The sequence below is a fragment of the Paenibacillus lacisoli genome (genome assembly GCF_030580655.1).
Classification (GTDB): Bacteria; Bacillota; Bacilli; order Paenibacillales; family Paenibacillaceae; genus Paenibacillus; species Paenibacillus lacisoli.
Map to the genome: position 1 here is coordinate 515,516 of NZ_JAUQTB010000001.1, position 11,935 is coordinate 527,450.

The window sequence follows — 11,935 nt, forward strand, 5'->3', positions numbered from 1 at the left end:
ACATTCTCTAGCCTTCCAGCATAAACAGCTGATGGGACAGCCGCTTCATTCGTTCTTTACTGGCGTGTACCGCTTCCTTGTCACAGGCCCGTATCGCTGTGCGCAGCTGATCCAGCTCCAGATCGATCTCAAGCCGCAGCAGCATAAGCCTGTTCTCGCCTTCATTCGAGTCGAACATCTCCTGCATTTCCTCAGCGGAAAGTATTGGGCCCTTCTGGTACAAAATCCGGGTCTTGAAGCCGGACACCTCTACAAGCCGGATCACCTCTCCGAACAGAATGTTCTCTACCAGGATATGCTGTTCCTTGAAGCGTTTGACCACAGCATGTCCGCGTGTGTCATTGATCAGCTTTTCCAGCCATTCCGCCAGCTTCGGATCCCTGATCATATAGTCACCGACCATCTTGTATTCCCCGTTCTTCATCTGCTGAAAGCGCAGCTTTACCAGCTTGCGACCTGTCCGGATCGATAGAATAAATGAAGCATCATCTTCACTCCAGTACAGGGAATAACCCTCCTGAATCAAATCCTTGATCAACTGCTGGATATGCCGGCGGCTAAACCGGAGCTCCAAGTTGCAGTATTCCACTTCGCAGCCCTTGTTCACGGCAATCCCTCCTCCGCACCGGATATTGGCGATAACGGCAAGCTTCATTGATTTTGCTTCTGTAATCTATTTTATACTTCATGTTATGTAAGCGTACTTGGTTTATTGCCTAATTTTGTGACTGGGGACAGGCAGCAGACCCGCCGGGCAGGACAACCTTCACGAAATCTTCTTCAAACCCCCATAAAGACAGGCGGCAGGGATATGCTATAATCGGACCCATAATCAGAGAAAACAGGGGGAAGTTAACGTGACTGCTTTTACCGGATTTGATCAAAAAGACTTTGATGTATTTGAAATCCCCGGCTTGGAGCCGCGCATGGAAGTGCTCATCGAACGGGTACGTCCGAAGCTGGAGCAGCTGGGGGCCGAGCTGGCGCCCTTCCTGAGTGAACTCAGCGGGGAACCGATGTATGTCCATGTGGCCAAGCATGCCCGCCGTACGGTGAATCCGCCCAAGGATACCTGGGTCGCATGGGCCTCGGCGAAGCGCGGCTATAAGGCCCTGCCGCATTTTGAAGTTGGGATGTTTGCAACTCATGTATTTGTCATATTCGCCATCATTTACGAGAGCCCGAACAAAACGACATTCGCCGAAGGATTAGACAAGAAGCTTCAGACGATCCGCAAGGAGCTTCCTTCCAACTTCTACTGGTCCATGGATCATATGTCTCCCGAAGGCTTGATCCACGGGAAAATGGAGGATCAGGACTTCCAGAAAATGATCGACAAGCTGCGCAGCGTGAAAAAAGCCGAGGTCATGTGCGGCCTGCGTATTAACGCCGGTGAAGATGTGCTGAAGGATGGCGAACAACTGCTGGAGACCATCCGCAATACCTTCAAAAAGCTGACACCGCTATATCAGATAGCTTTTTAGCATCATCATGAGATAAAATGGAAACGGTTAGTCATTAAAATTTTTTTGAAGGAGGATAAGCCATGAACAGCAGCACACGTAAAATCACGGCAGAAGACTTGTACAAGCTATCTTGGGTGGAGAGCCCGGTGCTATCTCCGCGTGACGGCAGCATTGCTTATGTCTCCAAGGTTGTATCCAAGGATCAGGACGGCTACCGTTCCCACATCCGCCTTATTAGCGGCGGCAGCCGGCAGGACCGCCCTTTCACTTCGGGAGAGCATGACTCGGCTCCGGCCTGGTCACCGGACGGGACCATCCTGGCGTTTCTGCGCAAAAAGAATGAGGCCGTCCAGGTCTGGTTCCTTCAGGCAGATGGCGGCGAAGCCCGGCCTATAACCGATCTGAAGCATGGCGTCTCTGCATTCAAATGGTCTCCGGACGGCAAGCAGCTGCTGCTTCGTGCTTCCGCGGCCGACTCAGAGGAAGAGCAGGAAGAGAATAAGGATGAGAAGAGCAAAAATGAGGCCAAAGACATCGTTGTCGACCGCATCCGCTATAAATCCGATGGTGCAGGCCTGTGGAACGGCCGACGCTCCCATCTCTTCATCTGGCATATTGAAGCGTCCCAATCCACGCCGCTGACCCGCGGTAATTATGACATTTCGTTCTTCGCCTGGTCTCCGGACGGCAGACAGGTTGCATTCACTTCCGACATTGTGGAAGACGGCAGCCGTAATCCGGACTTGAGCCTCTTCAACGAACTCTACATCGTTCAGGCGGACGGCAGCGGCCGCAGGCAGCTGACACAGGGCGGGCTGTCGATCGGCCCGATTGCCTTCACACCGGATGGCGAAAAGATTCTGATGCTGGCAGACAACCTTTCCCATGGATTTGCGACCTTGTCCCGAATCCAGCTTATCTCTGCTGCAGGCGGTGAGATACGCCAGCTCTACAGCGATATGGACGTTCAGCTCGGTCATGCTGCAGTCAGTGATATGAGGGCTGCTGCAGGAACGCCTCCCCTTTTCAGCCGCGACGGGCGTTCTGTCTATCTTCAGACCACCAGGGAAGGCAGTGTACAGATTGTTCAGTTTGCGTTGGATGGCTCAGGCAGTGAAGTGATCGTCGGCGGTGAGCGGGAAGTCTATCAGTTTGATGTCAGTGCTCAAGGTGACCTCGTCTATGCCGCCGCAGATCCGCTTCAGCCTGGCGATCTGTTCTTCCGGGCTTCTGGACAAGCGGAAGAGGAAAGACTCACGAACTGTAATGCCAAGCTGTTCGAGGAACTGGAGCTGAGTGTACCCGAGACCTTCTGGTTCACGACCTCGGACGGCTGGGACATTCAGGGCTGGATGATGAAGCCGGTTGGCTTCAAGGAAGGAAGTAAGGTGCCCGCTGTGCTGGAGATTCATGGTGGACCTCAGGCGATGTATGGACATACCTTTATGCATGAGTTCCAGCTGATTGCCGCCGCTGGATATGCGGTATTCTATACCAACCCGCGCGGCGGCCACGGTTACGGTCAGGTGCATGTCAATACCGTTCGCGGTGATTACGGCGGGCGTGACTACCAGGACGTCATGGAGTCTGTGGACTATGTTCTCTCCGCTTATGACTTTGTGGACGGTGACCGCCTCTCCGTAACCGGCGGCAGCTACGGCGGCTTCATGACCAACTGGATCGTCGGACATACCGACAGGTTCAAGGCAGCGGTGACCCAGCGTTCCATCTGCAACTGGCTTTCCTTCTACGGCGTAAGTGATATTGGCTACTACTTTACCGAGGACCAGATCTGGGGCAATCCTTGGGAGGATTTCAAGAAACTGTGGAAGCATTCCCCGATCGCTTATGTTAACGAGGTAAATACGCCTCTGCTCATTCTTCACGGGGAACAGGATCTGCGCTGTCCGGTGGAACAGGGTGAGCAGCTGTTCGTTGCCTTGAAGCGGCTGGGCAAGGAGACACAGTTCGTACGCTTCCCGGGTGCGGACCACAACCTGTCCCGCAGCGGACATCCGCAGCTTCGGGTGAAGCGTCTCAACCATATCGTCCGCTGGTTCAATGAACATATTGTCAAATTATCGGAATAATTGAACATTATCTGTTTATAGCAAAAGCCTCTCTTCCCTTTAACAAGGAAGAGAGGCTTTTGCATGCTGTATCTGAAGATCAGGCCGTACGGTCCCTGCGCCGGGTAAGTGTAAGGTGACTGAGCAGCAGCAGCCACATCACAATTCCGCTCGCCATAAAAGGTACGGTATGCCCCAGCTTGTCCCAGAGAAGGCCGGATACAATTGGTCCGACGACCATACCAGAGCCCTGCAGGGTCAGGAAGAAGCCCCAGACAGCCCCCCGCTCTCCTTTGGGAACGAGACCTGCCACGAAGGTGTTCCATGCCGGCAGAATCATGGCATAGCCGAGACCCACCAGGCTGACGAGCAGAAACACCAGCGGCAGGGAGCGCACCAGGGCGAATACGAAAAGTGCACATCCCGCGAACAGGAAGCCGATATTCAGAAATACTCTCGTTCCGAAGCGGTCCACAAGCTTCCCGAACGGAATCAGTGCCAGCATGGTCAGACCGCCTCCTACAATTAACAGCAAACTGTACATATTGGGCGAAATCCCCAGCTCGGTCCGGGTATACAGCGTAATGACCGGACTCAGCAGACCAATGACAAATGACTGCATAAATAAAGATGGATAAACCAGCGGGCTCAATTTGAGTGTTCCGCGAATATACTGCATCGTGCCTGACACACTGCGTTTAAGCTTCCTTAGCTGAGCGTTAATGGAGAACGGTGGACCCGCTTGAGCCGGCTCTGCAGATGCCGCGTTAGCATCTGCTGCCTTCCCCCGGACACGGCCCGGGAGCAGCAGGCTGATTAGGATCATTACAATGCTGCTGCCGATCAACACCAAGAATATCGTGCGGTAGTTCTGACTGGTATGGGCCAGCAGGTAGTTCATAACGATGGGGCCAAGACCCGTGCCGCCGAGCGCCGCAATCTCCAGGGTACCCATAGCTGCTCCATTGCTGTTATTGGGACCCGAGATTTCGGTCGTTCCGGTCATGACACACGGCCACAGCGGCGACGTGCCCACGCCCAGAACCAGACAGGAGAGAATCAGCCAACCCGCTCCGGAGGTGAAGGTAATCAGCAATACGGATATCAGTGTAAAAGCAAGTGCAGCCGCCATCGTTCCCCGATAGCCCAGCCGTTCGGCTGCCCAGCCAGACGGGGCTCTGAACAGATTATCTCCCAGATATTGAAGGGAGAATGCAACGCCTATGACACCAGCCGTTAATCCGAGTACATCACCCATATACACCGGCAGCACGGCAACCAGGAGCGAGCCTTTGAGAAATTCTACCAGAAAAACAATGCTCCATAATTCGATAAAAAACGGGGACAGCAGCCTGCGTCGTTCATTCATACCATTGGAAGACCTGTGTTGACGTTCCTGTTTCATCCGTTTTCACATCCCACGCATCATTGTTTGCCGTTCATGGTATATTCACATTATTGCCTCAGGACGACAGAAACTTACAGTGTCCTTCATATCTTGCTTGCAATCCGTCCCTAATTTGCTATACTCTATTTTGTTTGAATTGAAACCATCTATCAGATTTACCCCAATATCAAAAATAACAACTCCAAAAACGAAAGGTTGTGACAACGCCCATGGATCACCACCGTACTCCGCTCTTTACCGCGCTGAGACAGCACGCAGAGAGCAATCCGGTACAATTTCACATCCCGGGACACAAAAAAGGAATGGGAACTGACAAGGAATTTCGCGAATTTATCGGGGATAATGCCCTTTCCATAGATCTGATCAATATCGCGCCTCTCGATGATCTCCATCAGCCTACAGCCGTAATTAAGGAGGCGCAACAGCTTGCCGCCGACGCATTTGGTGCAGACTACACCTACTTCAGCGTGCAGGGTACCAGCGGAGCCATTATGACCATGATTCTTACGGTGTGCTCTCCTGGCGACAAAATCATCGTTCCACGCAACGTACACAAATCCATCCTATCGGCCATTATCTTCGCCGGAGCGAAGCCGATCTTCGTCTCCCCGGCCCGTGATGAGAATTTGGGTATCGATCACGGAATTACGACGACCTCCGTCCAGCACGCGCTTGAGCGCCACCCGGATGCGAAGGGCGTCGTTGTCATTAATCCGACCTATTTCGGTGTCTGTGCGAACTTGAAAGAAATCGTCGATCTGGCTCACAGCTACGATGTTCCTGTTCTCGTTGACGAGGCGCACGGTGTGCTGATTCACTTCCACCCCGAGCTGCCGATGTCGGCGATGGAAGCCGGTGCTGATATGGCCGCTACTAGCGTGCACAAGCTGGGCGGGTCCATGACACAGAGCTCTGTACTGAATGTTAACACCAAAAACGGTTTTGTGAATCCGCAGCGGGTTCAGACCATCATCAGTATGCTGACAACAACCTCTACTTCCTATATTTTGCTTGCTTCCCTGGATACCTCCAGACGGAACCTTGCACTGAACGGATACGAAATGGCCGACCGTGCTATCAGGCTGGCTCAGGAGGCCCGCCGTGAGATTAATGAGATCGATGGTCTCTACTGCTTCGGTCAAGACATTCTTGGCGGTGAAGCCACCTATGACTACGATCCAACCAAAGTAACGATTCATGTCCGACACCTGGGCATTACCGGCTACGAAGCTGAGAACTGGCTGCGCGAGCATTTTAATCTTGAAGTTGAGATGAGCGACATGTACAACATTCTCTGCCTGGTAACCCCTGGGGATAACGAGGATACGATCCAGATTCTCCTGACGGCGCTCCGCAAGCTGTCCGAGACCTTCCATCTGGTCAATCAGGCCCATGAACTGGTGGTCAAAATCCCGGAAATCCCGCTGCTGGCGCTCATTCCGCGTGATGCCTTTTATGGTGATACGGAGATTATTCCATTCAAGGAGTCTGCCGGACGCATTATTGCTGAATTTATTTATGTCTATCCTCCTGGTATTCCGATTCTCCTGCCGGGAGAAGTCATTTCGCAGGATAACATTGATTATATTATGGAACACGTGGAAGTCGGCCTGCCTGTAAAGGGACCTGAAGACCGCAGTGTGCAATATGTCAAAGTCATCAGTGAAGCGGACCCGATTATCTAAATGATTCTAATAGATCCACAGACCAGGCCATTGCGGCCTGGTCTGTTTTGCTGTGTGTGCAAAGAACGCCCTCCCTATAAATCACATCTATGGCACGACGAAAAAGAGCCCCCTTAAGGGAGCTCTTCAGGATGCCGGTCTGCACCGGAGAAGCAATTATTCGTGCTCAGCTACAAGCTGGTTGTAGGCTTCTTCCACACGATTCCATTCTGCTTCGTCTTCAATATTTACAAGCACCGTTTCTCCGTCTTCTTCTTCCACACGCAGAATGATGCCGTCAGATTCAGGGTTATCGCGTTCCAGCAGGATGGCATATACACTCTCAGCCACGTCGAACGTTTCGATCAGAACCATATCGACGTCATTGCCTTCCTCATCTGTCAGAGTTACGACAATCTCTTCGTGATCATGATCGTGGTCGTGAGCATGGTCATGTCCTTGCTCATGTTTGTGATCGCTCATGGGAATACCTCGCTTTAAATTGGATTGTTGCTACTGGGGTATCTTAACATTTTCCATGCTACAAATCAATTTGTATTCACCTATTAGTCAAGCGCCGTGATGACCTTCTCCGCGATAAGAATATACCCGCTGTCCTTATCTTCCTTCATATAGAAACCAACCTTGTACTTGCCTGTTGTCTTGAAGTCATACGTGAAGTCGTACGTGCGGAACCAGAAATTATCCTTGTCCAGATTACTCGTGTCCTGGGACTGAATATCCTTCACATTACCGCCAGGATCTGTAATCGTCACTTTCACGCCTGCAATGTCGGTCTTCAGGTTATCCACCTGACTGAGTACATTAAACTTCAGCTTGCCCTTGTTCACATTGCCGAAAATGGTATCCCCTTTAAACAGCGCAATATGTACATTGGGTTTGTAAAAGGTTACTTTGCCTGCAGCCGAGTTAAAGTTGGCGATTCCATTAAACTCCCGCACCGGCACATACGTCCTGCCGTTAATAATGTAACCTCCGTCACTGACTTCTTCTCCGTTGATCAATACCCGGATTTTCTCGTTCAAGGAATCCGCGAAGAGCACGGTACTGCTCATCAGCATGATTGCGATGACACAAATTAGAATTCTTTTCCACTTCATATCTTAGGAGTCCCTCCATCTGTATCCTGTCGCAGCGTCTTGATTTAAACCTCTCACCATAGTTTTCTTCACCAGAACGCCCGTTGTAAGTGTATACTAGGAATCGCCGTACAAGTTGCGCTGGAACAGTTGATTTTTTACAATTGAATTTCAGTTAGCCGCTTGTTAGCGCTTCCTGCTGTAAGCATGTTAAAATTTCCTTGATTGCATTTAAACCAAATGATAACCCCATACTCATACCGGAGGTGTTCTGATTGACACTGAAACTGCAGATGCTGGGAACTGGAGATGCCTTTGCCAAAACCTACTATAACAACAATGCGCTGTTTATGAGCGATACAGCCCGTCTATTGGTGGATTGTGGCACTACAGCTCCGATTTCGTTACATCAGCTGGGGTATTCTTTTCAGGATCTGGATGCGGTACTGATCACCCATATTCATGCCGATCATGTTGGAGGACTGGAGGAGCTTGCCTTTCAGATGAGATTCGTACACCAGCGCAGGCCTGTGCTCTACATTGCCGAGACACTGATTCAGCCGCTGTGGGAACATACGCTGAAGGGCGGTATATTCCAGCAGGGAATCATTGAATCGATCAATGACGTGTTCGAGGTTCGTCCCCTTAAGCCAGGCAAGACGATAGAAGTTGTTCCAGGTATTTCAGTCGAGCTGTTCCCTACCCGGCACATACCGGGCAAAGACAGCTATTCGCTGTATGTGAATGAGCATATTTTCTATAGTGCCGATATGACCTTCAATCCGGAACTGTTGAACCAGCTTGTCGACCAACGCGGCTGTTCGCTGATTCTGCATGAATGCCAGCTGCAGGGCCGTGGCGAGGTGCATACGACTCTGGATGAGCTCAAGTCGCTGCCAGAGTCTGTCCGCAGACGGATGTATCTCATGCATTACAGTGACCGAATGGAGGAGCTGCGTGAATCAGCAGGAGATCTCCCCTTCTTGCGACAGCATGCTACCTATACCATCATGGATGACCAGTTGATTCCGGAACCATAAACAAAACCCCGCAGCCGGCTGTAATACCGATTGCGGGGTTTATGGTTAGACAGCTGTTCTGTGTTACAGCTTTTTCTGCATGCGTACATGCAAAATGTTAGCGTCATAGAAGGGCTCTTCAGAGATAACTTCATATCCCAGCTTGCGGTAAAAGCCCTCGGCCTGAACCTGTCCATCCAGGACGGCGTATTTGAAACCAAGTTCACGTGCCAGTTCTTCCATAGCAAGAATCAATACACGGCCATAACCCTTGGAGCGAAACGGCATCAGCACAGCGACCCGCTGAAGCTTGGCGGAATCTTCGTTAAAATGCTTAATCCGGCCTGCTGCCACAAACTGGCCTCCCTCCTGCAAAAGCAGATGGTGTGACTCGGCATCCAGGGAATCGTAATCGTCAATTTCCTCTTCTATGGATACATTCTGTTCTTCGACGAATACAGCTTTACGGATGGCGAGCGCCTCCTGGAGCTGTTCATCGATTTGTACACGTACAATTTCTGCTGGCATGCCCGTTCCCCCTTCATTTCGGTTTCCCTCTTCATGGTCTCATCTGTAACCGGTATAAAACGGGATTATTATACACGAGCCGCTCGGATAACGCCAACCTGTTTATTTTTATGGCAGATCTATATTTTCGGACTCTCCGTATACCCGGCTGTGTACCGAGTCGGAATCGGAGTATACATCACGAATGACCGGAAGCTCCGACGCTGCATTGTGATCTTGAACGGGTTCCAGAGAGGGCTCAATCTGCTGCTGCGTACAGCCGCTTAGAATCAGGAGGACCGCTGCTGTCATCAACAAGCCTTTGAACATTTTTGTTGGAGTTGCTGCTTTAGGACTCATCACTAGGAGTTCACTCCCTGCTGCAGGTTTTATGCTTTATTGTGAACGGAACATGATGGTTTTAGTCGTGAGGCCCAGCGTCTCATCTATATATATTTTCAGTTGACAGTTCCCAAAGCTGCTGATAATATTAAAAAAGTTAATATACGACTTGATCTGTTAGCTCAGCTGGGAGAGCACTATCTTGACAGGGTAGGGGTCAGTGGTTCGAGCCCACTACAGATCATACACGTAAACCCTTGTGTATCAAGGGTTTTTATTATTTTTATGCTGCTCTGGTTGAGACGAAAATCGGCATTGATACGAATTTGATACGAATCACTTCCTGATACGAAAAAAAGCAGCGGACATGTACCGCTGCTTTCGTTTACCTGAAAGGTGTCAAAACTTGTTCCTTCAAACCAGTTCCTAAACACCCATTTACTGATGTATATTACTATAGAATTCTCAATTTAGGGGAATCGTTAATTCAGAAGTAGAAATGGATTCAGAACATGAATTCAGAGATCATTCTACCGTACGAGCAAGCAATCAGGCTGTCTTCACAGACAACCCGATGCTTATAAGACCCGATATCCCTGCTCAATCACTGCCACGTAGACGTACGAGTCAAGCCAAGTATTCGGGAGCTCATTCGTAATGAATTCGGCTTGTTCGGATTGGTGACAGTTACCGTGAATGAACCATCGGCTGCAGGATCAGTTATTCTTAGATTCGTGGGAACCAGATCCCCATTAGATGCAACGACCGGCCCCACCAGGTTGATCTTGACAAGCCCCCGGAAGGTCGTGGCCGGGATGTAAATCAGGCTGAATTGCTGCAGTAAAGCCTGGTCCGCTGAACCGTTGGCTGACACCATTAGTACCCCATGAAATGTTCCCCGCTGTAATTGTAAGTCCTGGAGCCTAAAAGTCATCGTCACATCCTGACCAGGCACTGCTGTCACGGTATTCCATGAAGGACTGCGGTAGCCCAGCAGCGGAACCGTACTCTGAATCCCTGTAAGAACCGGCTGCAGATCATTGTCAATCTTATTCGCCGGCAGATTGCCGCCGCTGAAGTCTGAGGCCATTCCGTTTATCGCGTCCAGGCCGATCCACTGCACAACAGGCGGGATCGGGTTGGCGGCATAACATTTCTGCGCCTGAATATTCCGGAATGTGCAGTCAGGCTGAAAGCCCGGAAAGATCGAAGGCAGTCTGACTCCCGTGCCAAGATAGGGATCGGTAAAATCACTTCCCACAGCCCCGCCACGCGTATACCCAAGTCCTGTATTCTGTACTTCAGCCCACCCCACCGATTCCAGATTCACATTCGTGACCTCACTGCACCGTATCATATTCCCGGTAACACAATAACGGTGGGTAAAGCCATGAAAGAGATTCGAAAAGGAATTATTATTGCTGTTCCTCATATAACGCGAATAGATTGCTATCATGATTCCAGTGATGCCATAATATTTGGCTGTTTTTGCTATACTGTAACCAAGGATCGGCCTGCTCAGGCGAGTAGTGTTATTGATCGTTTTGAAAAAATAGTCATCAAAAAAAGTATCAATGGCATCATCTTTACCAACCTGGTAATTACGCTCATACGTAAATCTTATTTGATCGTACGAACACTTATCCCCAAACCCGCCCTGCTCAAGATAATTGTCATTCCGGTTGGACCATTGTCCTCCAACGACAATGCCTGCACCGCACTTTATGAACTCGATCCTTCTATAGCTATTTTGTTCCTGCACCCGGCTGTAGATTCCAATCGCACAATCCCTGAAACGAAGCTGATGAAAATCACTGATGGCTACGGTCAGGTTCAGCGCCGCATAAGCAAAGAAAAAATTGCGCAGTTCCATATTCGACAATCCCACATTGTACACCGTGGAGCCCCGGACACCACGGTCGATCACACCATTTACATCTGGTCTGCCGCTCTGCATAAAACCGATAGGCTGTTGAAGATCTGCATTCCCATATACATAGGGACCATAAATAACCGTAGACCAGCGGGATTCCCCCACAAACTTTACGTTATACGGCACATCGATGATATAAGGCATTTTGGAAATAGGCTCAGGTTCCAGCGGTGTGCCATATCCCTCCATAACCGTGCCGTCATCATGGGCAGGGATTTCAACGTATCCGGCAATACGAGTAAGATAATAACGCCCTGCGGGAACGTATACCTCCACATAATCTCCTAACGTAGAGGCATGATCGGCCGCTGCTTGAAAGCGTTCAGTGTCATCTCTGCCTGTATAATCCTTCACGTTAACACGCAATTGCATCTCTCCTCTCCAGTCACAGCGCATGTATATAGATATGGCTGTAAAAGTCTGCGTG

Annotated in this window: 11 protein-coding genes and 1 tRNA gene; 5 read left to right on the plus strand and 7 right to left on the minus strand. The window is 50.3% G+C overall.

Going from position 1 to position 11,935, the window contains the following annotated elements:
- Window positions 1-7: 7 nt before the first annotated feature.
- Entirely contained in the window at window positions 8-607 is a 600-nt protein-coding gene (locus Q5741_RS02560; RefSeq protein WP_305022726.1) for a hypothetical protein, read from the minus strand.
- A 250-nt stretch (window positions 608-857) separates the two neighbouring features.
- On the opposite strand from Q5741_RS02560, the gene Q5741_RS02565 reads away from it, so the two are divergent.
- Both Q5741_RS02565 and Q5741_RS02570 read left to right on the plus strand, forming a co-directional pair.
- Window positions 858-1,484 (plus strand): YktB family protein, encoded by a 627-nt coding sequence (locus Q5741_RS02565; RefSeq protein ID WP_305022466.1) that lies wholly within the window; start codon window positions 858-860, stop codon window positions 1,482-1,484.
- Between the two features lie 62 nt (window positions 1,485-1,546).
- Window positions 1,547-3,556 (plus strand): S9 family peptidase, encoded by a 2,010-nt coding sequence (locus Q5741_RS02570; protein ID WP_305022467.1) that lies wholly within the window; start codon window positions 1,547-1,549, stop codon window positions 3,554-3,556.
- Window positions 3,557-3,635: 79 nt separating this feature from the next.
- On the opposite strand, the gene Q5741_RS02575 is transcribed toward Q5741_RS02570, so the two are convergent.
- Entirely contained in the window at window positions 3,636-4,940 is a 1,305-nt protein-coding gene (locus Q5741_RS02575; RefSeq protein WP_305022468.1) for an MFS transporter, read from the minus strand.
- 212 nt (window positions 4,941-5,152) lie between these two features.
- On the opposite strand from Q5741_RS02575, the gene Q5741_RS02580 reads away from it, so the two are divergent.
- Window positions 5,153-6,628: an aminotransferase class I/II-fold pyridoxal phosphate-dependent enzyme gene (locus Q5741_RS02580; RefSeq protein ID WP_305022469.1), complete on the plus strand. Its 1,476-nt coding sequence runs from the start codon at window positions 5,153-5,155 to the stop codon at window positions 6,626-6,628.
- A 156-nt stretch (window positions 6,629-6,784) separates the two neighbouring features.
- Here Q5741_RS02580 and Q5741_RS02585 read toward each other — a convergent pair whose 3' ends face one another.
- Together Q5741_RS02585 and Q5741_RS02590 are read right to left on the minus strand one after the other, a co-directional pair.
- On the minus strand, window positions 6,785-7,090 hold the full coding sequence (locus tag Q5741_RS02585; protein WP_305022470.1) for a DUF1292 domain-containing protein: 306 nt from the start codon (window positions 7,088-7,090) through the stop codon (window positions 6,785-6,787).
- Between the two features lie 83 nt (window positions 7,091-7,173).
- Window positions 7,174-7,728, minus strand: coding sequence for a copper amine oxidase (locus tag Q5741_RS02590; RefSeq protein WP_305022471.1), 555 nt, complete (start codon window positions 7,726-7,728; stop codon window positions 7,174-7,176).
- Window positions 7,729-7,982: 254 nt separating this feature from the next.
- On the opposite strand from Q5741_RS02590, the gene Q5741_RS02595 reads away from it, so the two are divergent.
- Window positions 7,983-8,747, plus strand: coding sequence for an MBL fold metallo-hydrolase (locus Q5741_RS02595; RefSeq protein ID WP_305022472.1), 765 nt, complete (start codon window positions 7,983-7,985; stop codon window positions 8,745-8,747).
- A 63-nt stretch (window positions 8,748-8,810) separates the two neighbouring features.
- Here Q5741_RS02595 and Q5741_RS02600 read toward each other — a convergent pair whose 3' ends face one another.
- Complete coding sequence (locus Q5741_RS02600; protein WP_305022473.1) at window positions 8,811-9,254, minus strand: GNAT family N-acetyltransferase; 444 nt, start codon at window positions 9,252-9,254, stop codon at window positions 8,811-8,813.
- Between the two features lie 108 nt (window positions 9,255-9,362).
- Complete coding sequence (locus Q5741_RS02605) at window positions 9,363-9,593, minus strand: hypothetical protein (protein WP_305022474.1); 231 nt, start codon at window positions 9,591-9,593, stop codon at window positions 9,363-9,365.
- 153 nt (window positions 9,594-9,746) lie between these two features.
- Between Q5741_RS02605 and Q5741_RS02610 the strand changes: the two genes are divergently transcribed.
- Window positions 9,747-9,819, plus strand: a tRNA-Val gene (locus tag Q5741_RS02610).
- Between the two features lie 360 nt (window positions 9,820-10,179).
- Here the strand turns inward: Q5741_RS02610 and Q5741_RS02615 are convergent.
- Window positions 10,180-11,874 (minus strand): hypothetical protein, encoded by a 1,695-nt coding sequence (locus Q5741_RS02615; RefSeq protein ID WP_305022475.1) that lies wholly within the window; start codon window positions 11,872-11,874, stop codon window positions 10,180-10,182.
- Window positions 11,875-11,935: the final 61 nt, after the last annotated feature.